The organism is Mesorhizobium sp. M8A.F.Ca.ET.161.01.1.1, from assembly GCF_004792105.1.
Taxonomy (GTDB): Bacteria; Pseudomonadota; Alphaproteobacteria; order Rhizobiales; family Rhizobiaceae; genus Mesorhizobium.
Genome location: NZ_SRTD01000011.1, coordinates 24,587 through 48,852, shown reverse-complemented (window position 1 = coordinate 48,852; position 24,266 = coordinate 24,587). Strand labels below are relative to the sequence as shown.

Genomic DNA, 24,266 nt, shown 5'->3' with positions numbered 1-24,266 from the left:
CCGCGCCGATGGTGTCGGCATGATCGCCGGCGCTCGCACCGGCCGCGCCGAACACGTTGCCGTTCGTCGAATGGCCAAGCCCTTCCGTCACGCTGTTGGCATCGTTGGCCGCAACCGGGATGTCGTCAGTAACATTGACCTGAACCGTCGCGCTCGCCTGGTCGCCGTCCGAATCGGTAGCGACCACATTGATGCCGGTCAGGTTGATGACATTCTGTCCACCCGCGTCGGGATGCGGGAAATTGTCGAGCAGCGTCACATTGACTGTCGCCGAGCCGTTGGTGCCAGCCAGGATTGGCAGCGACGATGCGACCAGGTCGATATGGATGGCTTCGATCCCGTTGATCGAACCGACTATCTGAGTCGGCCCGGCCAGCGTCCAGACGATGTCGGCGCCGGCAACTCCGTTGACGTCCGCCGTGATCCCGGCGACCGATGTGAAGGCCACCCCGGTGATGTCGTCGGAACCGGCATGGAACGTCACCGTTCCGCTGCCGTCCTCGACGTTGGTCGCGGGCGCGCTGCCGGTCGCATTGGCGGTGCCGAGCCCTTCCTCGTCCACCGCGATGACCGCGTTGGTGACCACCGACGGGTTGGCCCCGTCATTGATGGTGATAGTCAGCGTGGTCTGCGAGGTGTCGCCGTCGCCGTCCTTCAGCGTGTAGGTGAAGGTATCGGTCACTGGAGAGGCGTTGCTGATGTTGGAATTGGCCACGTAGCTATAGGTGCCGTCGGGGCTCAGTGTCAGCGTGCCGTACTGGCCGACGACATGGAAGTCGCCGCCCACCACCGTCGTTGCCCCAGAACCCGTCACGCCGCTCACCGCGGCGCCGTCGGCACCCTTGGTGTCGGCGCCGGCCGCATTGCCGTCGCTGCCGACGCCGGTAATCACGTTGCCGCTCGCCGTGCCGCCTTCCGTGACACTGTCCGTGTCGGCAACCGCCGTCGGCACGTCATCGATGATGGCAACGGCAAAGGTCGTGCTCGCGGTGTCGCCGTCGACATCCGTGACGGTGATGCTGAAAGTGTCGGGAACCGTGTCGTTGGCGTCGTATCCGGTCGTGTGAACGGGATGGGTAACCGACTCGGTGACCGTGTAGTCATACTGGATGGCACCCGTGCCAGGATCGAACGACAGGATCGTGATGTAGCCGAACTCGCCCGCGATTTGCTGGTTAACGCCGGTCACGGTGGTGCCGTTGATGACGATCGAGCCGATGCCATCGGGTGCGTCGATGCTGATCGTGCCGACGCCGGAGGTTTCGGAGTTGCTTGGTGCGTCGCTGCCCGGCGATTGTTGCGAGCCGCCATCGAGGCCGGTTTCGCTGGCCGCCTGGCCAGGGTCGGTCAGGGACATGGCCACCACGGAGACGCCCCTGTCGACCAAGGAAGGAAACAACTCGCGATGATCCAGCTGCCCAAAATGCAGGTCAGTCGGCGGCAGCAATGCCGACAGGCCGAAGCCGTCGCCGATCCCGCCGGCAGGCTGTTCGAAATTGCCGCCGGCGCTCGAGGCCGAACCTCCCGGGCCCGCCGAGATGGAACCATCCGTGCCAAACGCGACATCGACATGGCTCGCTTCCAGCGCGGCGATCAAGGCCACGCGCGGCACTTCGACTTCGCCGATGATGAAGGTCGGCACATTCAGGGCGCCGTCCTTGATGACGATGACCGAGCCGTCCGCCTGCTCGAGCACGAGGTTGTGCCCGTCGACCTTGATGTTGTCGATCGAGACATTGGCGGGAAGTCTGACGACGTTGCTTGCGTCGGCGACGTATTCGTGTGGGGCATTTGCCGCTGGCGGAGCAGCCGCTGGCGCACCGCCGCCGACATCGACGGGCACGGGTTCGGCCGAAGCCGGCGCCGTTTGGGCCGGTGCCGCCGCCTGCTCGGCCGGTGCGGCCTGCGCCACCAACTGGATCGGCGCTGTCAGGTCCTGGTGATCGTTGGAGACGGAATGCTCGTCCCACGAGTTCGAAACGTTGTCCAATTCAATACTGGTCGCCATAGCTTAAACCCCTCCGGCATTTCCCGGAAAGAGACAGGTGGCGCCTCGACTTTGCAACGGTCCATCAATCCATTCTATATATTTGGATATGCCTGCGATAACTTTTTTTACGCTTGGTAAACTGTGAACATATAATCAGTTATATGTTGTCTTGGACGCATGGCGCTTCGCCGCGAGCGATGCGAACAATCCGGTAAATAGAAGTATAAATACGTGTAAAATTTTACTCAAATTAGCAAAACGATTATACAGGAAAGTTATCCATCTTCCTTTCCAGTAATTTGAGACAAGATTGGTAGCGTCCACGGTCAAAGGTGGGCGTCATGAAAAAACAAAAGAATGCTCCGGGGAAGAGCAAGCTCAAGCTGCTTCTGCTGGCAGTGGGGATGGCCGGCTCGGCGCAACCAGCCCTTGCCGGGCCGGTCGTCAGGGATTTCCTGCCCGAAACAGCGCTGCTTGGGACGGTCCAGGCGCCGCATGGTCTCGGCGGTATTTCGCTGCAAAGGTACCAGCCCTGGCAGCCGGCCGCCCCCTACCAGATCAGCCTTGTCCTGAACGGCTACAGTCCCGTTCCAGCGCAAGACGGCTCCAGCGCCTCGACCGCGCAAGAAGGCAGGGGGGTCGACCCGATGCAGACTGCGTCGATTATCCCGGGCGTGTTCGGGTCGGTTGCATTGTCCATGCGCAATTTTCCCGTTTCGGCGCGCTGGGCACCAGTCTACCAGGCCATAACCGGTTGCACCGCGGGCAGTCCCTGTGACTACAAGAGCCCGGCCTTCGCGGCCATGGTCTCGGCCGCCCAAGGCAAGGGCTTTGTCGAAAAACTGTCATTCATCAACAGCGGCATCAACCACCTGATCGCCTACAAGAAGGACAGCGTCGTTTACGGCAAGCTCGACTACTGGGCGAAACCGTCGGAAATCCTCGCCAATCGCGCCGGTGACTGCGAGGACTTCGCCATCCTCAAGATGACGGCGTTGCTGAGGGCCGGCATTCCGGCACGCAGCATGTCGCTCGTCGTTCTCCAGGACCGCAAGCGAGGTTTCTTCCACGCCGTGCTTTCGGTGAGCACTGCAGGCGGCGCTTACATTCTCGACAGTCTCAACAACACGGTGCTCAAGGACAGCGCGCTCCCGGACTACCAGCCACTGTATTCGTTCAGCACCGACCGGGCATGGATCCACGGGTCCAAGCCGGGGGCCGCGCAGATGGCCGACGTCAAGGGCGGTTTCGAAACCGTCGCGCCTGGCGAAGGCGCGCTGCTGGAAGTCAAGTAAAGGCAAGGTGGTCGCTTCCTGTCCCGGCTCAATGCCGAGAGCAATTCCGGAAAAAGTGCGCAGCGCTTTGCCATTGGGAATTGCCGTGAAAACAAGGAGATGGAACGGTTTCCGCGAAAGGATGAGCCGCTCTATCCGTTGAAGACAAAAGCCATCAGCAATTCCAGGTCCTGCACCGGCGCGCGCACCACGTTCAGCTGGCCCCGGTAGCGGCGCTCGCCGGCACCGATCACAAATCCGCTCGCAACGGCAACGTCGCCATTGGTGTCAAGGCGCGCGAATATATCCGCCACGTTGAGATCCAGCGCCAGCTTCAGGTCCTGCCGCGTGTCCTGGTCGAATGCTGTCGGCAACTGCCGTTTGACCAGTTGCTGGAACGACGCATTGAACGTCACGATCTTCTTCGTCGATGCCAAGGCGAAAGCCGGCGACGGACAGGCAAGCAGAATGGCGTTTACCGTCCTGATCGACGCAAGCTTGCGCAGGTTCAGGTTCTCGTTCCCCGATTCGCGTATGCAGGCGACCCGAATTGCCGAGGTTAGGTTTCCTTTTTCCGCGTGACTTTCGGCGATCTCGTCGACCAGCATGCCGATCGTGCATTTGCGGCTCTCGGCCATCTGCTTCAGCGAAACCCAGAAAGCCCGCTCAAGACGGATGCCGCGCCTTACGCCGCCGCGCGCCACGACGCGGAACTCGAGCTCGAAATCTTCTGTGGGGAGCGGCAGAAGCAAACGGTCTTTCAAGGTCCGGGGAGAGATGGCGTTATCGCTCACTCATTGCCTCCTGACGTGCCTTGTTGATCGGCTTCAGCAGGTAGCTCAGGATCGTCTTGCGCCCGGTCTTGATATCCACGGAACAGATCATGCCGGGGATGATCGAATATGCCTTTCCGTCTCGCACCAGTGTCGATTTCTCGGTTGCAACACGCACCTGATAATAGGGTTCGCCCGTCTTCTGATCGACCAGGCTGTCCGCGGTAATGTTGGAAACCTTGCCTTCGATGCCGCCAAAGATCGAGAAGTCGTAAGCCGTGACTTTTATCAAGGCATCCTGATCGGGGCGGATAAAGGCGACATCGCGGGGCGAAACACGTGCTTCTACCAGCAATGTCTCGGAAGTAGGCACGATGCCGGCTACGACAGTACCGGGCTGGACGAAGGCGCCGACGGTGTTCAGTTCCATCGTGTTGACGATACCGTCCACCGGCGAGCGGATATCCGTTCGCGCGACCTTGTCGGTCGCGCCGCGAATGGTTTCGTCCACCACCGAAAGATCGGCCAAGGCCTGCGTCAGGTCATCGAGTGCTTCCTGCTTCAGTTGCAGCCCGAGTTCCTCGACCTGGAGCTGCGCCTCGGTGATCGCCGACTTGGCTTTCTTTATCGTCTCGCCGGCCAGGTTCAATTGGCCGTTGAGTTCGGTTTGCTCCTGCTCGACCTTGAGCTGCTCGGTCCTTGCCATCAGACCCTTCTTGACCATCGCCTCGACCAGCGTCGCCTGTTGGTCGCTCACAGCCAGGTTTTTTGTCAATCGGTCGAGATTGGCGTTCGCTTCGTCGAGTTCCTTTTCGCGCTGGTCGAGGCGCGACTTGAGCACCGACAGCTTGTTGTCGAAGTTTTCGCGTCGGGCAACGAGGAGATTTTGCTCGTTGTCGCAGATTTCCGGCGCCACCGCCTGAATGTCCTGCGGACATGGAAACGATCCGCTGATGCTGCCGCTCTGTTCGTATTTGAGCCTGGCGATGCGTGTCTGCAGGGCTCGCGCCTTGGCTTGCTGTTCGCCGAGGCTGGACGTGTTCAAAGTATTGTCGAGACGAATGATAAGGTCGTTCTTCCTGACGACCTGCCCCACCTTCACGGCGATTTCCTGAACGACGCCCGGCTCGCTGGCCTGGATGACCTGTGTCTTGGAGGCCGGTATGACCTTGCCATCGCCACGCGCGATCTCGTCGACCTCGGCGAATGATGACCAAGCGACAAAGGCGACGAAGAGCGCCGCTATGATGAATATGGACGCCGTCGCGAAAAGCGGCGGGCGGTCTTCTCTGGCAAGCATTTCCTACGCCCCGTTATTATATCGGGTTTAGCCCGATATAATTTGTTCATTCAGGAATTGGTTCTCTGCAGCGCCTGAATGACTTGTTCTTTTGGCCCGTCAGCAACGATCTTTCCTTGTTCGACAACAATAAGGCGATCAGCCAGTTCGAGCATGCTGAAGCGATGCGTCGAGACGATCAGCGTCGTATTGCGGTCAAAAGCTGTCTTCAGTTGCTTGATCAGCTGTCGTTCCGAAGCCAGGTCCATCGAGCCGGACGGTTCATCCAGAAAGACGATCTTCGGCTTGGTCAAAAGCAGCCGGGCAATCGCCACCGTCTGTCTCTGCCCGCCGGAAAGATTGGTGCCTCGCTCGCCGACATTCATGTCGTAGCCGCGTGGATGGCGAGAGACGAACTCGTCGACGCCGGCGGCTTTTGCGGCTTCGATGATCTGCTCGTCGGTCGCCTCCGGAGATGCCATGAGCAGGTTCTCCTTCACGGTGCCCGAAAACAGATCGCCAGCTTGCGCGACGATGCCGACGGCGGCGCGCACCTCCGACGGGTGATACTGGCGGATGTCGATGCCATCCAGCAGCAACTCGCCCGAGCTCGGCAGGAAAAGCCTGCCGATCAGGCGTCCCATCGTCGTCTTGCCCGACCCGATGCGGCCGATGATGCCGATGCGCTCGCCCGGCTTCACCGAGAAGTTCAGGCCGGACAGAACCTCGTTTTCCGATCCGGGGTAAACGAAGCCGACATTCTTGAACGTCATCGCTCCATTGCGGATCGGGCGATTGACAAAGCCCACAGTGTCCGGCCGGTCCTCCGGCTGGGACATGATGGAATTCACCATTCTCAAGGAGAGCATGGCCTGGCGAAATCTCGACAAGGTGATCGCGATCTGGCCGAGCGGAGCCACGGCCCGGCTCGCCAGCATCACCGTGCCGATAATGGCTCCTGTCGAAACATGCCCTTCCGAAAAGGCATAGGCTCCGGCCACGACCAGGGCGACCGTCACAAGCTGCTGGATGGCCTGGGTGATGTTGCCGGCCGCAGCCGAGAGCTGCTTGATCTTCTCGGAGGTGTTGGCCGCATTCTTCGAATGCTCGCCCCACTTCCTCAGCAAATAGGCTTCGGCGCGCAGCGACTTGATTGTTTCCAGCGTCGAGATGGACTCGACCAGCAAGGCCTGGCGCTGGGATGCTTCGTTCATCGAGGCGGCGACCCGTTTGCCGATGCGGCGTTGCGTGACGAGGCCGACGATTACCGACGCCACAAATGCCAGGGCCGGTATGACGACCAACCAATCGCCGATCGCGTAGATGACCAGCAGGAAGATGAAGACAAAGGCCGTGTCGATGAAGACGCTGATGGTGTTGGAGGTGAAAAACTCCCTGACGAACTCATATTGAGTGACACGGTTGGCATATTCGCCGGTCGAACCAGGGCGCGCGGACAAGGATGAATTCAGCACCTTCTCGAACAGCAGATACGATATCCGCAGGTCCGCCTTGCGCCCGGCATAGTCGATCAGCGAGGCCCGGGCCGTCTTCAGAAGCAGGTCGAAGAGAATGACGGCACCGATTCCGATCGCCAGCACCCAGAGCGTCGATATCGCCTTGTTCGGCAATATACGGTCATAGACGTTCATGGTGAAGATCGGCGAGGCGATGGCCAGCAGGTTGATGAAAATCGCCGACAGCACGACCTTCGAATAGGTGCGCCAGAAAGCGCCCATCGTTCCCGTCAGCCAATGGCGCCGTTCGATCTGCTGCGCCGACCCGACCTTCATGCCTTCGGTGGCGTTGGCATAGGTGATCGAGAAGGATACGCCGCCACTGATGTAACTCGCGGCCAGCTCGGATTTGCCGATAGTCGTGCGCCCGTCTTCCTGCGGCGCCGTGAGATACCCGTCGCCATCGATTTCGGCCAGCAGGGCGATCGGCAACTGGCTGACACGGAAGATAATTGCCGGAAGATCGACGCGACCGCGCAGGAAGTCGCGATGATTGAATTCGTGGGTCTCGAGACCGATGCGTTCGGCAAGATGCCGGATCTCGGTGACCTCGATGCGCGTGTCCGAAATCGGCACCCCGGCAAACAGCACGGTCTCCGCACTCGGCCTGCCGAGATAGGCCGCAATCGCCGAAAAGCAGGCCTTGAACGCCTCCTTGGGCGACAGAATATGTGGCTGCTGATTCACGATCCGCCCGCCAGGACCCTCAACCTCCCTTACACCGGCTCACTTCTTCCTGACCGGGGCAAGGATGTCGAAAGGGTATATCGTTCGTCTGTTCCGACGGGGTCCGTGCATAGGTTTCGGTGTCCGCGGTCTCCGGAACCGCAAATTCATCTTTGGCGTAGGCGGTGGCCTGCTTCGGGGGATGGATGTCCATCGTTTTCAGCAACTGCCCGGTCGCTGCCAGAAGCCGATATTGCGCAAAGAGCGATGCGTAGGACGCGGTGTCCGCCAGCGTCGCTGTGTTGAACCGCGTATTCTGCGCATCCAGCACATCGAGCAGCGAGCGCTGTCCGACCTTGAACTGCTCGCGATAAGAAGCAACCAGCTTCTCGTTGGTAGCGGCTTGCAGCTTCAGGGTCTTTGCCAGATCGGCTTGCCGGAAGCGGCGATCCCACGACGTGCGAACGGCTTCTTCGATCTCCCGCAGAACCTGATGCAGCCCAAGCCGCTGCTCGCTGGCGCGGCGGATCTGCTCCTGCTCATTGGCTTTGTCGATGCCGCCCCGGTACAGATTCCACCGCAGCACCACCCGTGCTTGCAGATCGGACGTGTCTCCATTGTCGCCGTCAATGTCGTATCCGGCCCGGGCAACGCCTTCGGCGACGACCGAAGGGCCGTATTTCGCCCGCGCGGCGTCAACCTGCGAGGCGGCGGCGGAAATATCGCTATTGGCCATGTGGACGCGCGGATTGTTCTCCCGCGCAATGCCCAGTGCGTCGTCCAGCGACCTTGGCAGCGCAGAGGAAACATCGCCTGGCCGCGATGCATTGGTCAGCGGTTTCCCAACGGTCTTGAAGAAGCGGATCCTCGAGGCCTCGAGTTCCTCGGCGGCTTCCTGCATGCGGGCCTTGGCCGCGAACAAGCGCTCCTCCGCCTGTTGCCGGTCGGCTTCGTTCAACCCGCCGCCTGCTATGCCTTCCCTGATGTCGTGGAGAATCGCTTGGTGAAAGCCCAGATTCTTCTTTGCCTCTGCCACGATCGAGGCCTGAAGCATGTATTCCAGGTAATCCTGGACAACCGACAGCCCGATGAACTCGGATCGCTCCAGCACGCGGAACGAGGCGCCATCGACCCGCGAGGCCTGACGGTTGAGTTCGGCTCGCCTTGCGCCACTATCATAAAGCGTTTGCGAAACTGTCAGGTCGGTCTCCGCGGGATAAAGCGCGTCGTGCTCGATGGAGAGCGCGCGGCGGGAGGAGTTGTCCAGACGGCGAGCACCAGCGGATGCCTCGACATCGACGCTTGGGAGATAAAGCCCTTTTGCCTGTCTCAGTTCGAACTCGATCGCCTCACGGTTTTCGATGGCCTGGCCGATTTCCGGATTGGATTCCACCGCAACCGCCATGGCCTCCTTGAGTGTCAGTGCATGCGCGCTCCAGCAACTCAGCATGGTAGCCGTCATCAAGAGACCAACGCTCATGACCTTGGTCGACAGACCTGTCGTCTTCATTTTCCCACCCACGTTTCCCCGCGCTTTGTTAAGAGCGCCCCAGCCGGGCTTGGCGCCTGGCCTTGTTGACTATCTTGCAAATTACCGTGAGCGTTTCATTATTAAGCTGTGACTAAATCACAGAATCCAGACAGACGGCCAAAGAATGTAGCAAAAATGGCACACATTTGAGACGCTGGTGGGGACCAAGTGCCGGTATTGAAACTTGAAACACCGAGACAGGATACGGAGATGGCCAACAGGACGCTTGTTCTGACAATATCCTGATGAGTACGCATGCCTGCAAATAAAGTGCGCTTGGCGCGGCGTTTTTGAGCAGGGCCGATTCGGTGCGTGCTGCGCTTGGCTGGGGCGCCAGGATTCGAACCTGGGAATGTCGGTACCAAAAACCGATGCCTTACCACTTGGCGACGCCCCAATAGCCGTCAGAGTCGCTGTGCGGCGCGTTATTAGCAGAGCAGCCGAAAAGCACAATGCTTATGAGCAGCCGCGAAGGCACTCGCCTGACCAGCAGTGCGATTGCCTCCAGATGATCCACAAACGGACTATACGGACCACACGGCCAACTCGTTGCCGGCTGGGTCGACGAAGTGGAAGCGTCGGCCGCCGGGGAATGGGAATATCGGCTTGACGATCGTTCCGCCGGCGCTTTCGACCGCGCGAAGGGTTTCTTCCAGATTCTCACTGTAAAGCACAGGCAGCGGCTTGGCCGGCGCTTCCCCTGCATCAGCCTGAAAACCTCCTTCCAGCCCCTCGGCAAAGGCCAAATAGGTTGGTCCATAGTCGGTGAACGACCATCCAAAGGCAGCGCTGTAGAAGCCCTTCAGCCGGTCCAGCGTGCCGCCGGTCGCCGGCATTTCCAGATAGTCCAGTTTTCCACGCCGTTTCATGGGACACCTCTTTGTTCCCTTTATGTTCTAGACATCGAACATTGAGGTGGCAAGTCTTTTTGACGCATCCGGGGGCATGGCTTTTTCTTAATCGATTGTAGCGACCCGACGGCTTTGGCCGGCGCTTGCCTTTCGCACTGCAGCATCATATCGCTCCAAAGTCGGACACGGGCGGAGCTTTCCGTTTCGCCAATCTTTCCAATCTCCTGCAACCGGAGAGCAAAGCATGACCAAATGGGTTTTCACCTTTGGCGATGGTGCGGCGGAAGGCCGTGCCGGCGACAAGAATCTGCTGGGCGGCAAGGGCGCCAATCTGGCCGAGATGTGCAGCCTGGGCCTGCCGGTGCCGCCGGGCTTTACGATCACCACCGAGGTCTGCAATGCCTACTATGCCAATGGCCGTACCTACCCGGCGGGATTGGAAGCCGACGTCGCTGTCGCGCTCGACCATATCGGCCGGCTGACCGGCCGCCGGTTCGGCGACCCTTCGAAGCTGCTCCTGGTTTCGGTGCGTTCCGGCGCCCGGGCGTCGATGCCCGGCATGATGGACACGGTGCTCAATCTCGGATTGAACGACGAGACGGTCGAGGCCCTGGCCTCCGATTCCGGCGATGCGCGCTTTGCCTATGACAGCTACCGCCGTTTCATCCAGATGTATTCCGATGTCGTCATGGGCCTCGATCACGAGGTGTTCGAGGAAATCCTGGAAGACCAGAAAGCCAGCCTCGGCCATGAACTCGACACCGAGCTGACGGCCATCGAATGGCAAGGCGTCATCGCGCTCTACAAAGCCAAGGTTGAGGAAGAGCTCGGCCGGCCGTTCCCGCAGGATCCGCACGAGCAGCTCTGGGGCGCGATCGGCGCCGTGTTTTCGAGCTGGATGAACAACCGCGCCATCACCTACCGGCGCCTGCACGATATTCCCGAAAGCTGGGGCACGGCGGTCAATGTTCAGGCCATGGTGTTCGGCAATATGGGCGAGACCTCGGCCACCGGCGTTGCCTTCACCCGCAACCCGTCGACCGGCGAAAAGCAGCTCTATGGCGAGTTCCTGGTCAACGCGCAGGGCGAGGATGTCGTTGCCGGCATCCGCACGCCGCAGAACATCACCGAGGCGGCGCGCATCGCGGCGGGTTCCGACAAGCCGTCACTGCAGAAGCTGATGCCGGACGCCTTCCAGTCGTTCGTCACCATTTCCGACAGCCTGGAAAAGCACTATCGCGACATGCAGGATCTCGAATTCACCATCGAGCGCGGCAAGTTGTGGATGCTGCAGACCCGTTCCGGCAAGCGTACCGCCAAGGCGGCGCTCAGGATTGCCGTCGAAATGGCTAGGGACGGACTGATCACCAAGGAGGAAGCGGTCGCCCGCATTGATCCGGCTTCGCTTGACCAGTTGCTGCACCCGACCATCGACCCGAAAGCCGCGCGCGACGTCATTGGCGTCGGCCTGCCGGCGTCCCCCGGGGCCGCCACCGGTGAGATCGTCTTTTCCTCTGGCGATGCCGAGGACCTGAAGACGCAAGGGCGCAAGGCGATCCTGGTGCGCATAGAGACCAGTCCGGAAGATATCCACGGCATGCACGCGGCCGAAGGTATCCTGACCACGCGCGGCGGCATGACCAGCCACGCGGCGGTTGTCGCGCGCGGCATGGGCAAGCCTTGTGTGTCCGGCGCCGGCTCGCTGCGCGTCGACTACAGGGCCGGCACGCTGCTCTCGATGGGCCAGACCTTCCGCAAGGGCGACATCATCACCATCGACGGCGGTAACGGCCAGGTGCTCAAGGGCTCCGTGGCGATGCTGCAGCCGGAATTGTCAGGCGATTTCGCGGCCATCATGGAGTGGGCGGACGCGGTTCGCCGCATGAAGGTGCGCACCAACGCCGAAACGCCTCTCGATGCCCGCATGGCGCGCTCCTTCGGCGCCGAAGGCATCGGGCTTTGCCGGACCGAACACATGTTCTTCGACGGCGCGCGCATCGTCGCCATGCGCGAGATGATCCTGGCCGACACCGAGAAGGACCGGCGCGCCGCGCTGGCCAAGCTTCTGCCCATGCAGCGCTCGGATTTTCTGGAACTGTTCGAAATCATGGCCGGCCTGCCGGTGACGATCCGCCTGCTCGATCCGCCGCTGCACGAATTCCTGCCCAAGACCGAAGCCGAACTCGCCGAGGTCGCGGTCGCCATGAACGTGTCGCCCGACAAGCTCAGGCAGCGCACCGAGGCGCTGCACGAATTCAATCCGATGCTCGGCCATCGCGGCTGTCGGCTCGCCGTCTCTTACCCGGAGATCGCCGAGATGCAGGCGCGCGCCATTTTCGAGGCCGCTGTCGAGGCCGGGAAGAAAGCCGGCGCGCTGGTGGTGCCCGAGATCATGGTGCCGCTGGTCGGCCTGGTGAAGGAACTCGATTATGTGAAGGCGCGCATCGATGCGGTCGCCAAGAGCGTCATGGATGAGAGCGGCGTCAAGATCGACTACCTCACTGGAACCATGATTGAGCTCCCCCGCGCGGCGATCCGCGCCCATGTCATCGCCGAGTCGGCCGAGTTCTTCTCCTTCGGCACCAACGACCTCACCCAGACCACCTTCGGCATCTCGCGCGACGATGCGGCGTCCTTCCTGGAAACCTACCGCCAGAAGGGCATCATCGAGCAGGATCCGTTCGTCTCGCTCGACATTGACGGTGTCGGTGAACTGGTACGCATGGCGGCGCAAAAGGGTAGGGCGACGCGGCCCGGCATCAAGCTTGGCATTTGCGGCGAGCATGGCGGTGATCCCTCGTCGATCCGCTTCTGCGAGGAGGTCGGGCTCGACTACGTCTCCTGCTCGCCCTACCGCGTGCCGATCGCCAGGCTGGCGGCAGCCCAGGCCGCAGTGCAGGCAGCGAAGACGGGGCGTGGATAGACTGGTACGGAGCTTAAGGTTTGTAGGAAAATTCACGTGAACGTGCTGGCGACATAGCGTAATCTCGACACTGTTCTCGACCAATTTACGGATGACCGCCAATTGCTTCCGGAAACAGATGTTGCAGATATCACCCGCTCCGATCCGCTCGATCCTGATCATTCAAACGAAGTTCGTAGGCGATATCGTCCTCGCCTCGACACTCGCCAGGAACCTGCAGCTCGAATTCCCCGGCGCCAGGATCGTGTTCCTCTGCGAAGCACATTTCGAGAGCTTCGTGGTTGCGCATGGCATCGCTTCCGAGGTGGTTGCGTTCAGGCGGGCCAGCATGCGGGGTACCCTACTGCAACGCGCAAAAGAGCTCTATGCCGTGGTGCGGGCGCTGCGTGGCTTTCGCTTCGACCTGACGATCGACCTGACCGATTCCAAGACCTCTCGGCTCGTCAGCGGGTTGGTCAACGCCAGGACACGCGTCGGCTACAATCCTTCCGAGAGGCCGCTGAAGCTGTTGGAGCGGCAGCCCGCCAATGTGTTTGCCAAGCCATTCGGGTTTGGCGGCCAGCATTTTGTCTATCGCTATCTCTCCCCTCTTGAAGCACTCGGCATCGATCTGCACGCCACGGTACCGAGCATCAAGCCGCTGCCATTCGAGGCCGAGAAAGCCTTGGCGCTCCTGGGCAAGCACCATATCCACCCGAACGCCTTCATCGCCGTGCATGCGGGCGCCAGTTTCAAGGGCCGGCAATGGCAGCCCGAACGGTTCGCGGAGGCGATTGACGAGATCGCGGCCGAAACCGCACTGGGTGTCGTCCTGGTCGGGGGGCCAGACGAACGTGAAACCGCCGCGCGGATCGTCGCCGGGACGGCGACGCAGGTGGTCGACCTGGTTGGAGAGCTGTCGCTCGAGAGCCTGCTGGCGGTCCTGGAACAGGCCCGGATGTTTCTTGGCAACGAAAGCGGCCCGATGCACATGGCCGCTGCCGCGGGTACCCCGGTTGTCGGCCTTTTCGGCCTGACCAATCCGTCGCGCTGGGGACCTGTCGGCGTGCCCAGCATCGCGCTTCGGCCGTCAATGCCATGTGATTGCGTGGCCAAGGATCTGTGCCGCCGGACCGACCCCAGCAAGGCGTGCTGCGTTTGGCGCCTGGAGGTGAAGCCGGTCGTCGAAGCGGCGCGCGAGGTTCTGGCGCGCACCGAGATGAAACAGGAACGCGCTGTCTGAGCGGTGATCGATCGGCAAGGCTGTCGTCCAACAGCTCGTTCTCAGTCGGTCAAATTGCCGCGCCAGGCGTTTTTCTGCTATCCATCGTCCCGATTTCCGCCTTCATGCGGGTTTTGGGTTACCGGCTTGAAATCGCCGGTCAGGAATTCGGGTTCGATGCGTCTGCTGCAAAAAAATCTCTGCATGATCGCCATGTCGATGGCGCTGCTATCCAGCGCCCATGCCGCGCCGCTGGTCGAACCCACGCTGCACATCAAGCCGGCTGCAAGCGGAACCGGTCGCGTCGCGCTCACGCTCGATGCCTGCGGCGGCAAGACCGACACGCGCATTCTCTCGGCGCTGGTGGACAACAGGATACCGGCCACCATTTTCGTCACCGGCATCTGGCTGAAGCGCAACGCCGAGGCCGTCGCGATCATGCGGGCACATCCCGACCTGTTCGAACTGGAAAATCACGGCGGCCGCCATGTTCCGGCGGTCGACACGCCACAGAAAATCTATGGCATACGCAGCGCCGGCAGTCCCGAAGCGGTAGCGGCCGAGGTCGAGTCGGGCGCCGCCGCACTTGCCGGGACCGGCGAGCCGGCGCCGAAATGGTTCCGCGGCGCAACCGCCGAATATAGCCCCTCGGCCATTGCAATGATCCGCAAGCTCGGCTTCAAGATTGCCGGCTTCTCGATCAATGGCGATGGCGGCTCGCTGCTCGGCGCCAAGGAGACGGCCAAGCGTATCGCCGCGGCCAAGGATGGCGACGTCATCATCGCTCATATCAACCAGCCGACCCATGCCGCCGGCGAGGGCGTTGTCCAGGGCCTGCTGGCGCTCAAGGACAAGGGCATGACCTTCGTGCGGCTCGACGACGCCGACGGGACGGGCAATCACGGCACCACGGAGTAGAACGGCTCAAAACCGATCGAGAGCGGTTCAGTGTTCGATAGAATGTCTGACCCGCTCTAACTTCTTGTTTTTACGCAATTCCCGAGGGGAAGCGCTACGCGCTTCTCCCGGGAAAACCGCTGCGCACTTTTCCTGGAATTGCTTGTCTTATGACTTTCGTTGCCGAAGGGTCGAGAATGGACCGCCGGGAGAGGGTGCCAGCCCTCTCGTCGGCGGCGAGGGTCGGATCTGAACCTCAATGCACTCTCAAGTGCCTTCGCGCTGAAGCGTTCAGTCCGGCTTGGCTTCGATGGTGACCTTGCTGGCGTAGAACGCGCCGTGGTCGCGGATGTCGGTCATCTCGTCGAACGGTTGGCGGTAGGCCCACATCGCATCCTTGCCCGCTTCGCCCGCCGGCAGCACGCTCCAATAGCTGGCGTCACCCTTGTAGGGGCAGTGGGTCGAGTGGTCCGTTCGGCTGAGCTTGTCGAAATCGATGTCGGCGAACGGAATGTAGAAGGCGGCGGGGTAAGGGGCCTCCGTCAGCACCTTCGCCTTCGCGGACGAAGCGATGACCGTATCGCCGGCGCGGACCGTGACGGTGCCGGAATAGGGCTCTATCGTGATGATCTTGTCGGGATTGCGCTGAAAGCCGGGTGCCGGGTTGGCGATCTTGTCCATGTTGGTTCCTCTTGCCCCGACCTTAAGTGTGGTGGACGGCCGGATTGCGCAAGCCCGTAGTCGCAAACAAAACAGACGCCATGCGCTCGTGCGTGGCGCAAGATAGCCTTCGGGTTGCCGCGGAAATTCAGGCGGCGGTTTTGAAGGCGTCCATCAGCCCGGCATAGGCGGCCGCGATGCCCGCCACCGGGTTGCTGCTTCTCGAAATGGTCTCGACTTTCAGCGCCCCGCCGCCGGTTGGCAAGGTGAGCAGGAGGAACTGGCGATTGCCGCCATCGCCGACGGATGCCGCCGCGACGTGCTGGCCTTCCCCTTCGTTCTGGACGCACATCTTGAACAGCAGCGTGCCGCCGACCGCTTCGAGCGCGCCGCCGACAACTTCGACGAACTCGTCTTCGGAAACAGTCTTTTCGTCCGGCACCAGATCGGCCAGGCTTTCGGCAAGTGTACTCTCGAGAACCTTATCGTCGAGCGTGTCCATGCGAACCTCTTTCAGTCGCCAATCGCACCCCTTTGCCCGTTAACGAAACTTAACACCGACGATGGCCGGATTGTGGCGCTTTTTGCTGTCGGTCCGATCACCGGAGTTTACCTCGATGCAAACGTATTTGAAGCCCCTGACATTCGACTGGCGGCAGGACCAGCCAAATGGACTCAAAAAGCGTCCGGATTCAATCGTTTGCCAATACGGGTCGAACTCCGAATTTCGTCCGCTGCGCTCCTGGATGGCTGGACAATTCCCGGGTTCGCTTCACAATGCGATCAAAAGGGTGAAGCGAAAAGCTCGGGGGCGAAAAGCGTGAGGGAGGGAACGGCATGCTGGGATTGATGCAGGAATGGCCGCTGCTGTGCCACAAGCTGATCGACAACGCTGAAAGGCAGCATGGTGTGCGCGAGATCGTGTCGCGTTCGATCGAGGGGCCGATCGTGCGCACCACCTACGCCGACATCCATCGTCGTTCCCTCAAGGTCGCCCAGCGCTTGGAGCGCGACGGTTTTGCCTTGGGCGACCGCATCGCGACGCTGGCCTGGAACACCGCCCGCCACATCGAGGCCTGGTATGGCACCATGGGCATCGGCGCTATCTACCACACCCTCAATCCGCGCCTGTTTCCAGAACAGATCGTCTGGATCATGAACCACGCCGAGGACAAGGCCGTTTTCGTCGACATCACCTTCATCCCGTTGCTCGAGAAGATCGCTGGTGCCGTCAAATCGCTGAAGAAGGTGATCGTGCTCACCGACAAGGCGCACATGCCGCAAACGACCTTGCCCGGTGTCGTAGCCTACGAGGACTGGCTCGATGAGGTCGATGGCGACTTCACCTGGAAGACCTTCGACGAAGGCACCGCCGCCGGCATGTGCTATACGTCCGGCACGACGGGTGACCCCAAGGGCGTCGTCTACAGCCATCGCTCGAACGTGCTTCATGCCATGATCGCGGCCATGCCCGACGCCATGGGCCTGTCGGCGCGCGACACGATCCTGCCGGTGGTGCCGATGTTCCACGCCAATGCCTGGGGCCTTGGCCAGAGCGGCCCGATGATGGGCTCCAAGCTGGTCATGCCTGGCTGCAAGATGGACGGTGCCTCGATCTATGAGTTGCTCGACCAGGAGAAGGTCACATTCAGCGCCGCCGTGCCGACCGTGTGGATGATGTTGCTCCAATATCTGGAGGAGACCGGCAAGACACTTCCCCATCTCAACAAGGTCGTGATCGGCGGCTCGTCGTGCCCGCGCGCGATCATGACGAAGTTCCAGAACAATTACGGTGTCCAGGTCATCCACGCCTGGGGCATGACCGAAATGTCGCCGCTCGGCACGCTGTGCACCTTGAAGCCGGACTATGCAGACCTTGACGGCGAGGCTCGGCTCGACGTCCAGAGCAAGCAGGGTTACCCGCCCTTCGGCGTCGAAATGAAGGTGACCGACGACGACGACAACGCGCAGCCCTGGGACGGCAAGACGTTTGGCCGGCTCAAGGTACGCGGTCCGGCAGTCGCTCGCGCCTATTATGGCGGTGTGGGCGCGGAGCAGTTCGATGAGGATGGCTGGTTCGATACCGGAGACGTCGCTCATATCGATGCCGGGGGCTACATGCAGATCACCGACCGCGCCAAGGACGTCATCAAGTCCGGCGGCGAATGGATTTCGACCATCGACCTGGAGAATCTGGCCGTCGGCCACCCCGATGTAGCGGAAGCGGCGGCCATCGGCGTCCAGCATTCGAAATGGGGCGAGCGGCCCTTGCTGGTCGTAGTCGCCAAGCCGGGCAAGGAACCGACCAAGGCCGAGATTCTCGATTTCATGGATGGCAAGGTGGCCAAATGGTGGATGCCGGACGACGTCGCTTTCGTCGGTGAGATACCGCACACCGCCACCGGCAAGATCCAGAAGATCACCTTGCGTCAGCAGTTCAAGGACTATCGCTTGCCGACGGATTGAGGGGATGTTGCGTGTTTCGGCTTCAAGCCGCCGCAAAAAGGCACTAAACCTCCGTCCGGGTTGGGGCAGCAGAGAATAATGGTTAGCATTCCCGAACGGCAAACGTCGAAGGCTGCCAGCTGGTCGCGGCGCACGGCCGCCTTTTCGGCGGTGCTTTTGCTGACGAACTTTGTCGGCCATCGCTTCGGCCTCGTTCAAACGCCGGTGTTCCTGTGGGTGTTGGGCATTGTCGCCCTGCTGGCGGCGCTGGCGCTGTTGTTTGCCGGCCTGGCCTTTGCGAGGCTGTGGAATTTTGGTGACCGTGGTGGCCGCGATCTCACCGTCGGCGCCGTGCTGGCGCTGCTGGTGCTCACCCCCTATGGCGTTGCCGCCTACTGGGCGACGATCTATCCGCCGCTGCGGGACATCTCGACCGATTTCGATGAACCGCCCGCGCTCGATGTCGGTGACCGGACCAAGGACATGAACGTGCTGTCTCCGCCGACGCCGGGTGAGCAGAGTTTGCAGACCGACAGCTATCCATTGGTCACCGCACGCAGCTACGACCTGCCATTTGAGACCATCGTCAACGCCGTTGAAACCGTGCTCGACCGGCGCGGCTGGGACCTTTCGGAGCCTTATCCCGAACTCGCCGGACAGACAGAGGTGACCATCACCGCCATTGCCTCGAGCTTCGTTCTCGGCCTTCCCGCCGACGTCGCCATTCGCGTCATGGATGACGGCGACACGGTCATCGTCGACATGCGCTCGGCCTCGCGTTACGGCCGCCATGACCTTGGCGACAATGCCGCGCGCATCACCGATTTCCTGGCGGAACTGGATCAGGAAGTCGCCGGCCAGGTCGGCGCGGCGCCGGCCGAGTAGCCATTTCCGCGCGAATTCGCGTCTGCGACGACGGTAGGGTGAACGCTTGGGGGCAGGCCTATCGGACCGGCGTGAAAATGCCATCTATGGCTGGGGCGGCGTTTGTCGCCACGACGCCGCGCGCCACCAAATCCTCCAGATGGGCAAGCACCGACAGGCCGGCGGCGCCGTGCAGCCGTGGATCGGTATCCCTGTAGATCGCCCTGACCATGTCGGGAATTGTCCTGTCGCCGGCTCTGATCCGCTCCAGTATGGCCCGTTCGCGCATCTTGCGATGCGTCTTCAGTCCACGCATGTAAGCGCGCGGCGCAGTCACTGGTCCGCCATGGCCAGGCAGCAGCAGGCGATCGCCGCGCTCGATCAGCCGGTCGAGCGATGCCATGTAATCGGCCATTGCCCCGTCCGGCGGCGCGACGATGGAGGTTGCCCAGCTCATGACATGATCGGCTGAAAACAGGATTCCGGTGCCTTCCAGCGCGAATGCCGCGTGATTGGCGGTGTGGCCGGGCGTCAGCACCGTTCGGATCGTCCAGCCGTCGCCGCTGACCAGTTCGCCGTCCGGTAACGCGATGTCGGGGATGAAAGCGGTGTCGGCGCTGGCGTCGAGCGCATTGGTTTCGCCGATATGCAAGGGTCTCGCCGGCCGGTGCGGTCCCTCCGCCAGCACCTGGGCGCCGGTGCGCTCCTTCAACCGGGCCGCCAGCGGGGAATGGTCGCGATGCGTGTGGCTGACGAAAATGTGGCTGACCGGCCGTCCGGCGATCACGTCGAGCAAGGTCCGCAGATGCCCCTCGTCATCCGGTCCGGGATCGATCACCGCCAGCGTGTCACGTCCCACGACATAGCTGTTGGTGCCATGAAAGGTGAAGGGACTGGGATTGCGGGCGGTGACACGTTGCACGTCGGGGGCCACGCTTACGCCTTGGCCATAAGCGGGGTCGAAGCTGGTATCGAATTTGAGAGCCATGTCGGCACATTGTTCCCGGAACGGCAAAACCGATTGCCGCATAGCACGCAAGCCAATATAGGAAAACGCAAGACCGCGATTTCTGGTTCGCGGCAAGATTGAATTGGGGAAGATCATGACAACCGCAACGACGACGCGCCCGCTTGTTTTTCTGGCCTTGCCGCAAGATGGTGCCGCGCGGCTGGCGACGCAGTTTTTCCTGGCGATTGCCGGGACACTGCTGTTGACCCTTTCGGCCAAGACCAGGGTAGTGCTCGGGCCTGTCGATATCTCGATGCAGACGCTCGCCGTCTTCCTGATCGCCGCCGCCTTCGGCATGCGGCTCGGCGTCGCCACTTTGCTGCTCTACATGGCGGAAGGCGCGATGGGCTTCCCGGTCTTCCAGGGCACGCCGGAAAAAGGCGTCGGCATCGCCTATATGCTCGGTTCGACCGGCGGCTATCTCGCCGGCTTCGTGGTCATGGCGGCGATTGTCGGCTGGGCCGCCGACCGCGGCTGGGACCGTCATCCGATCAAGCTCTTCAACGCCATGCTGGTTGCCGAAGTGGTGATGATGGCAATGGGTTTTGCCTGGCTGGCGCTGCTCATCGGCCCGGAAAAATCCTGGCAGTTCGGCGTCGTGCCGTTCATCGTCGGCGACCTGATCAAGGTAGCTCTCGCGGCCAGTCTCGTGCCGGCCGTCTGGTCATTGCTGAAGCGCTCCTGATTTGAGAACATCCGGCCCGGATCACTTCGGGCCGGAGCTTGGCCTGCGATGAGCTCGGGCCTGTCTCCCAGCCATGTCACGGACGGGCGTTTCTGATGAAGGTTCTGGTCACCGGCGCTGCCGGCTTCATAGGCTATCATGTCGCCAGGCGGCTCCTGGAGCGCGGTGACGAGGTTGTCGGCATCGACAGCATCAACGACTACTACGACCCTGAGATCAAGGAGGCGCGGCTGCGGCTGCTGGCCGAGGCGGGCCGCGGCACCAATGCCGGCTATCATTTCATCCATGGCAATCTCGCCGACCGCAGCGTGGTCGACGACTGCTTTGCCGACCACGCCTTCGACCGGGTGATCCACCTGGCCGCGCAGGCAGGCGTGCGCTACAGCTTGGAAAACCCACACGCCTATGTCGAAAGCAACATCGTTGCTTTCACCAACATGCTCGAGGCCTGCCGCGGCAGCCGTGTCGGGCACCTGACCTATGCCAGCACCTCCAGTGTCTATGGCGCCAACACCGACATGCCGTTTTCCGAGCATCGCCCGGCCGACCATCCCTTGCAGTTCTACGCCGCCACCAAGCGCGCCAACGAACTGATGGCGCACAGCTACAGCCATCTGTTCGGCCTGCCCACCACGGGGCTGCGTTTCTTCACCGTGTACGGTCCCTGGGGGCGCCCGGACATGGCGCTGTTCCTGTTCACCAGGAGCATCCTGGCCGGCGAGCCGATCAAGCTGTTCAACAACGGCAACCACACGCGCGACTTCACCTATGTCGAGGACATCGCCGAAGGCGTGATCCGCGCCAGCGACAGCCCCGCCGCGGCCAACCCGGCCTGGGATTCCAGCCATCCGGATTCGGCGACCAGCAGCGCGCCCTGGCGCATCTTCAACATCGGCAACAACAATCCGGTGAAGCTGACCGCCTATGTCGAGGCGCTGGAAAACGCGCTTGGCCGCAGGGCCGTGATCGAACTCCTGCCGCTGCAGGCCGGCGACGTGCCCGACACCTTCGCCGACACTTCGGCACTGCAAGCGGCGGTCGGCTACCGCCCCCGGACCTCCGTCACCGAGGGGGTAGGGCGGTTCGTCGAATGGTACCTGGGTTATTTTGGGCAGCGTTGAGCGTGATGAACGCGTTCTTGGCCACGTAAAGACCTGCTCTCGGTCGAAAAAGACCAGGAACAAAAATATGTGCTAGTCTCCCCAAGTCATCAGACGGTGGGGATTGCCATGTTGGAGACGGACAAACTGTTCGCCGGCTCGATTCCTGAAAACTACGACCGTTACATGGTGCCTTTGATTTTCGAGCCGTTCGCCGCGGATATCGCGCGCCGAGCCGCGGCCCTGTCGCCGGGGGCTGTCCTGGAAATCGCCGCGGGCACCGGGGTCGTCACCCGCGCATTGGCGCCAAGACTGGCCCCTGGCGCAAGCTATGTCGTGACCGACCTGAACCAGCCGATGCTCGACTACGCCGCCTCGCGACAGACACCCGACAGCCGCATCACATGGCGCCAGGCGGATGCGATGGCGCTGCCGTTCGAGGATGCGGCCTTCGATCTCGTCTGTTGTCAGTTCGGTGCGATGTTCTTTCCAAACCGCGCCTCCGCCTACCGCGAAGCCAGGCGGGTCCTGAAGCCGGGAGGCCGGTTCCTGTTCAACGTATGGGATCGCATCGAGGAGAATGTGTTCGCCGATGACGTGACCAATGCCCTCGCGCGGATTTTTCCCGACGATCCGCCGCGCTTCCTGGCACGCACGCCGCACGGCTATCACGACAAGGCGCTGATCCGTCGCGACCTTGAAGACGCGGGTTTCTCCGATGTCGCGATCGAGACAAGAGCCGAGCAAAGCCGCGCATCCTCACCACGGCTTCCGGCCGTCGCTTATTGTCAGGGCACCGTCCTTCGCACCGAAATCGTGGCCAGGGACGCTGGAAAACTGGACGCCGCGACCGACTACGCGGCATCAGCCATTGCCGACAGACATGGCAGCGGCGAAGTTGCCGCCAAAATCCAGGCACATGTGATCATGGCCGCGGCCTGAATGGTGGAACGTCCACCCTGCGCAATGGCCGCTGCCCCGTCCTCGACAAGACGGAAAGTGCGATCAGTGGTCAGGCCTCGGCCTTGATGGCCGCTATCCAACATGGCCGACGCGTTTGTCGTATGCCGCATTGACAAGCCAATGCATGAAACCTAAGCACAGGCACACAGGGCCGGGGGGCTTTGGCATGTCGAGGAGAGCTTCTTGAAAGGAATTATCCTTGCTGGAGGCAGTGGAACGCGTCTTTATCCACTAACATTAGCAGTCTCTAAGCAAATTCTTCCCATTTACGACAAGCCGATGATCTATTATCCGCTGAGCGTGCTGATGCTCGCGGGAATACGAGAGATTCTGATCATTTCGACGCCCCGTGATCTGCCGGCTTTTCGTGGTTTGCTCGGCGACGGGTCGGAGTTCGGGCTGGCCCTGTCTTACGCCGAGCAGCCGCAGCCCAATGGACTCGCGGAAGCCTTCATCATCGGCCGCGATTTCATCGGCAAGGACAGCGTGTCGATGATCTTGGGCGACAACATCTATTTTGGCGACGGGCTATCGCAGCTTTGCCGCGTCGCGGCATCGCGCCAAAGGGGTGCCTCGGTGTTCGCCTACCATGTCGAGGATCCCGAACGCTATGGCGTGGTGTCTTTCGACAAGGCGACCGGAACCGCGCTGACGATCGAGGAAAAGCCGCAAAAGCCGAAGTCCAACTGGGCCGTCACCGGTCTCTATTTCTACGACAATGACGTCGTCGACATCGCCCCGACCATCCGTCCTTCGGCGCGCGGCGAGATCGAGATCACGGCGGTCAACAATGTCTATCTCGAGCGCGGCCAGCTCCATGTTCACCGGCTGGGACGCGGCTATGCCTGGCTCGACACCGGTACGCATGACAGCCTGCACGAAGCCTCGTCCTTCGTGCGCACGATCGAGCATCGCCAGGGCATCAAGGTCGCCTGTCCGGAGGAAATCGCCTTCGAACAGGGATGGCTGACGGCGGACATGGTGCTGGAGCGCGCAAGCCGGCTGGGAAAGAACGAGTACGCCGCCTATCTGCGCCGGCGCGTCGTCGATCTTTCGGAGGGTTAAGATGCTGGAGGTGAGATCCCTGGGCATCGACGGGGTGCTGGAAATCGTCCCGAAGCGCCATGGCGACGCACGCGGTTTCTTCATGGAAACCTACAATGCCGAGCGCTTTTCGCAGGCCGGCATCGACCTGACTTTCGTGCAGGACAACCATTCCTATTCCGCTGCCCCGGGCGTCCTGCGCGGGCTTCACTACCAGCTTGCGCCGCGTGCCCAGGACAAGCTGCTGCGCGTTATCCGGGGCAGCATTCTCGACATCGCTGTCGATATCCGCCGCGCCTCGAAAACCTTCGGAAAATGGGTCGCCCTCGAAGTGTCGGCCGAAAAAGGCAACCAGATCCTGGTGCCGAAGGGCTTCGCGCATGGCTTCGTCACGCTCGTGCCCGACACCGAGGTGCTGTACAAGGTGACCGACACCTATTCGCCCGAGCATGATCGGTCGATCCGTTTCGACGATCCCGCCATCGGCATAGAATGGCCGTCGCTGGCCGACGGGTTCCAGCTTTCGGACAAGGACCTCAAGGCGCCGACGCTGGCTACGGCCGAGGTGTTCGCTTGATGGAGCATGTGGTGCAT

19 protein-coding genes, 1 tRNA gene and 1 pseudogene are annotated in these 24,266 nt (G+C 61.6%); 11 read left to right on the top strand and 10 right to left on the bottom strand.

Features of this window, described 5'->3' with window-relative positions; all coding sequences use genetic code 11:
• Window positions 1-2,008: VCBS domain-containing protein (locus EN804_RS37310; protein ID WP_210237376.1), on the bottom strand; the 2,008-nt coding region annotated here is incomplete at its 3' end.
• A 323-nt stretch (window positions 2,009-2,331) separates the two neighbouring features.
• Here EN804_RS37310 and EN804_RS24015 point away from each other — a divergent pair.
• Window positions 2,332-3,285: a transglutaminase-like cysteine peptidase gene (locus EN804_RS24015; protein WP_135921535.1), complete on the top strand. Its 954-nt coding sequence runs from the start codon at window positions 2,332-2,334 to the stop codon at window positions 3,283-3,285.
• A gap of 131 nt (window positions 3,286-3,416) precedes the next feature.
• On the opposite strand, the gene EN804_RS24010 is transcribed toward EN804_RS24015, so the two are convergent.
• From EN804_RS24010 to EN804_RS23985, 6 genes and pseudogenes are all read right to left on the bottom strand, one after another.
• On the bottom strand, window positions 3,417-3,968 hold the full coding sequence (locus EN804_RS24010; RefSeq protein WP_281040042.1) for a ribbon-helix-helix domain-containing protein: 552 nt from the start codon (window positions 3,966-3,968) through the stop codon (window positions 3,417-3,419).
• Window positions 3,969-4,047: 79 nt separating this feature from the next.
• Window positions 4,048-5,337 carry an HlyD family type I secretion periplasmic adaptor subunit gene (locus tag EN804_RS24005; protein WP_127873135.1) on the bottom strand — a complete coding sequence of 430 codons (1,290 nt, stop codon included), beginning with the start codon at window positions 5,335-5,337 and terminating at the stop codon, window positions 4,048-4,050.
• A gap of 50 nt (window positions 5,338-5,387) precedes the next feature.
• Complete coding sequence (locus tag EN804_RS24000) at window positions 5,388-7,520, bottom strand: type I secretion system permease/ATPase (RefSeq protein ID WP_135916292.1); 2,133 nt, start codon at window positions 7,518-7,520, stop codon at window positions 5,388-5,390.
• 39 nt (window positions 7,521-7,559) lie between these two features.
• Window positions 7,560-9,009 (bottom strand): annotated as a pseudogene (locus EN804_RS23995) (TolC family protein).
• Between the two features lie 343 nt (window positions 9,010-9,352).
• A tRNA-Gln gene (locus EN804_RS23990) sits at window positions 9,353-9,427 on the bottom strand.
• 127 nt (window positions 9,428-9,554) lie between these two features.
• Window positions 9,555-9,899, bottom strand: coding sequence for a VOC family protein (locus EN804_RS23985; protein WP_135921534.1), 345 nt, complete (start codon window positions 9,897-9,899; stop codon window positions 9,555-9,557).
• Between the two features lie 226 nt (window positions 9,900-10,125).
• Here EN804_RS23985 and ppdK point away from each other — a divergent pair, with 226 nt between their 5' ends.
• From ppdK to EN804_RS23970, 3 genes are all read left to right on the top strand, one after another.
• Window positions 10,126-12,804: a pyruvate, phosphate dikinase gene (gene ppdK, locus EN804_RS23980; protein ID WP_135921533.1), complete on the top strand. Its 2,679-nt coding sequence runs from the start codon at window positions 10,126-10,128 to the stop codon at window positions 12,802-12,804.
• Window positions 12,805-12,922: 118 nt separating this feature from the next.
• On the top strand, window positions 12,923-14,026 hold the full coding sequence (locus tag EN804_RS23975) for a glycosyltransferase family 9 protein (RefSeq protein ID WP_135921532.1): 1,104 nt from the start codon (window positions 12,923-12,925) through the stop codon (window positions 14,024-14,026).
• 156 nt (window positions 14,027-14,182) lie between these two features.
• Window positions 14,183-14,923, top strand: coding sequence for a polysaccharide deacetylase family protein (locus EN804_RS23970; protein ID WP_135881501.1), 741 nt, complete (start codon window positions 14,183-14,185; stop codon window positions 14,921-14,923).
• 270 nt (window positions 14,924-15,193) lie between these two features.
• On the opposite strand, the gene EN804_RS23965 is transcribed toward EN804_RS23970, so the two are convergent.
• Entirely contained in the window at window positions 15,194-15,583 is a 390-nt protein-coding gene (locus EN804_RS23965) for a DUF427 domain-containing protein (protein ID WP_127276175.1), read from the bottom strand.
• Window positions 15,584-15,710: 127 nt separating this feature from the next.
• Entirely contained in the window at window positions 15,711-16,064 is a 354-nt protein-coding gene (locus EN804_RS23960; RefSeq protein WP_127276173.1) for a hypothetical protein, read from the bottom strand.
• A gap of 335 nt (window positions 16,065-16,399) precedes the next feature.
• Here EN804_RS23960 and EN804_RS23955 point away from each other — a divergent pair, with 335 nt between their 5' ends.
• The gene (locus EN804_RS23955) at window positions 16,400-18,028 is read left to right on the top strand and encodes a fatty-acid--CoA ligase (RefSeq protein ID WP_135921531.1); all 1,629 of its coding nucleotides are present in this window, start codon (window positions 16,400-16,402) and stop codon (window positions 18,026-18,028) included.
• A 78-nt stretch (window positions 18,029-18,106) separates the two neighbouring features.
• Window positions 18,107-18,892, top strand: a complete 786-nt coding sequence (locus tag EN804_RS23950) for a DUF1499 domain-containing protein (protein WP_135881498.1) — start codon at window positions 18,107-18,109, stop codon at window positions 18,890-18,892.
• Between the two features lie 58 nt (window positions 18,893-18,950).
• Here the strand turns inward: EN804_RS23950 and EN804_RS23945 are convergent, their stop codons facing one another.
• On the bottom strand, window positions 18,951-19,859 hold the full coding sequence (locus tag EN804_RS23945; protein ID WP_135881497.1) for an MBL fold metallo-hydrolase: 909 nt from the start codon (window positions 19,857-19,859) through the stop codon (window positions 18,951-18,953).
• Window positions 19,860-19,974: 115 nt separating this feature from the next.
• Between EN804_RS23945 and EN804_RS23940 the strand changes: the two genes are divergently transcribed.
• From EN804_RS23940 to rfbC, 5 genes are all read left to right on the top strand, one after another.
• Window positions 19,975-20,565 (top strand): biotin transporter BioY, encoded by a 591-nt coding sequence (locus tag EN804_RS23940; RefSeq protein ID WP_127281119.1) that lies wholly within the window; start codon window positions 19,975-19,977, stop codon window positions 20,563-20,565.
• A 95-nt stretch (window positions 20,566-20,660) separates the two neighbouring features.
• Window positions 20,661-21,686, top strand: a complete 1,026-nt coding sequence (locus EN804_RS23935; protein WP_135921530.1) for an NAD-dependent epimerase — start codon at window positions 20,661-20,663, stop codon at window positions 21,684-21,686.
• Window positions 21,687-21,794: 108 nt separating this feature from the next.
• The gene (locus tag EN804_RS23930) at window positions 21,795-22,607 is read left to right on the top strand and encodes a class I SAM-dependent methyltransferase (RefSeq protein ID WP_135921529.1); all 813 of its coding nucleotides are present in this window, start codon (window positions 21,795-21,797) and stop codon (window positions 22,605-22,607) included.
• Window positions 22,608-22,811: 204 nt separating this feature from the next.
• A complete protein-coding gene (gene rfbA, locus EN804_RS23925; protein ID WP_127873144.1) occupies window positions 22,812-23,693 on the top strand; it encodes a glucose-1-phosphate thymidylyltransferase RfbA in 882 nt (293 codons plus the stop codon).
• A 1-nt stretch (window position 23,694) separates the two neighbouring features.
• Window positions 23,695-24,249 carry a dTDP-4-dehydrorhamnose 3,5-epimerase gene (gene rfbC / locus EN804_RS23920; RefSeq protein ID WP_127281044.1) on the top strand — a complete coding sequence of 185 codons (555 nt, stop codon included), beginning with the start codon at window positions 23,695-23,697 and terminating at the stop codon, window positions 24,247-24,249.
• The last annotated feature ends 17 nt before the right edge of the window (window positions 24,250-24,266 follow it).

What these genes read in the sequence shown, in the direction of transcription:
- EN804_RS23985 (WP_135921534.1), bottom strand. Translation starts at nt 9,899, where the DNA reads ATGAAACGGCGTGGAAAACTGGACTATCTGGAAATGCCGGCGACCGGC.
- ppdK (WP_135921533.1), top strand. Translation starts at nt 10,126, where the DNA reads ATGACCAAATGGGTTTTCACCTTTGGCGATGGTGCGGCGGAAGGCCGT.
- EN804_RS23950 (WP_135881498.1), top strand. Translation starts at nt 18,107, where the DNA reads ATGGTTAGCATTCCCGAACGGCAAACGTCGAAGGCTGCCAGCTGGTCG.
- EN804_RS24015 (WP_135921535.1), top strand. Translation starts at nt 2,332, where the DNA reads ATGAAAAAACAAAAGAATGCTCCGGGGAAGAGCAAGCTCAAGCTGCTT.
- rfbC (WP_127281044.1), top strand. Translation starts at nt 23,695, where the DNA reads ATGCTGGAGGTGAGATCCCTGGGCATCGACGGGGTGCTGGAAATCGTC.
- EN804_RS23965 (WP_127276175.1), bottom strand. Translation starts at nt 15,583, where the DNA reads ATGGACAAGATCGCCAACCCGGCACCCGGCTTTCAGCGCAATCCCGAC.
- EN804_RS24005 (WP_127873135.1), bottom strand. Translation starts at nt 5,337, where the DNA reads ATGCTTGCCAGAGAAGACCGCCCGCCGCTTTTCGCGACGGCGTCCATA.
- EN804_RS23945 (WP_135881497.1), bottom strand. Translation starts at nt 19,859, where the DNA reads ATGGCTCTCAAATTCGATACCAGCTTCGACCCCGCTTATGGCCAAGGC.
- EN804_RS23960 (WP_127276173.1), bottom strand. Translation starts at nt 16,064, where the DNA reads ATGGACACGCTCGACGATAAGGTTCTCGAGAGTACACTTGCCGAAAGC.
- EN804_RS23930 (WP_135921529.1), top strand. Translation starts at nt 21,795, where the DNA reads ATGTTGGAGACGGACAAACTGTTCGCCGGCTCGATTCCTGAAAACTAC.
- EN804_RS23940 (WP_127281119.1), top strand. Translation starts at nt 19,975, where the DNA reads ATGACAACCGCAACGACGACGCGCCCGCTTGTTTTTCTGGCCTTGCCG.
- EN804_RS23970 (WP_135881501.1), top strand. Translation starts at nt 14,183, where the DNA reads ATGCGTCTGCTGCAAAAAAATCTCTGCATGATCGCCATGTCGATGGCG.
- EN804_RS23975 (WP_135921532.1), top strand. Translation starts at nt 12,923, where the DNA reads ATGTTGCAGATATCACCCGCTCCGATCCGCTCGATCCTGATCATTCAA.
- EN804_RS23935 (WP_135921530.1), top strand. Translation starts at nt 20,661, where the DNA reads ATGAAGGTTCTGGTCACCGGCGCTGCCGGCTTCATAGGCTATCATGTC.
- EN804_RS23955 (WP_135921531.1), top strand. Translation starts at nt 16,400, where the DNA reads ATGCTGGGATTGATGCAGGAATGGCCGCTGCTGTGCCACAAGCTGATC.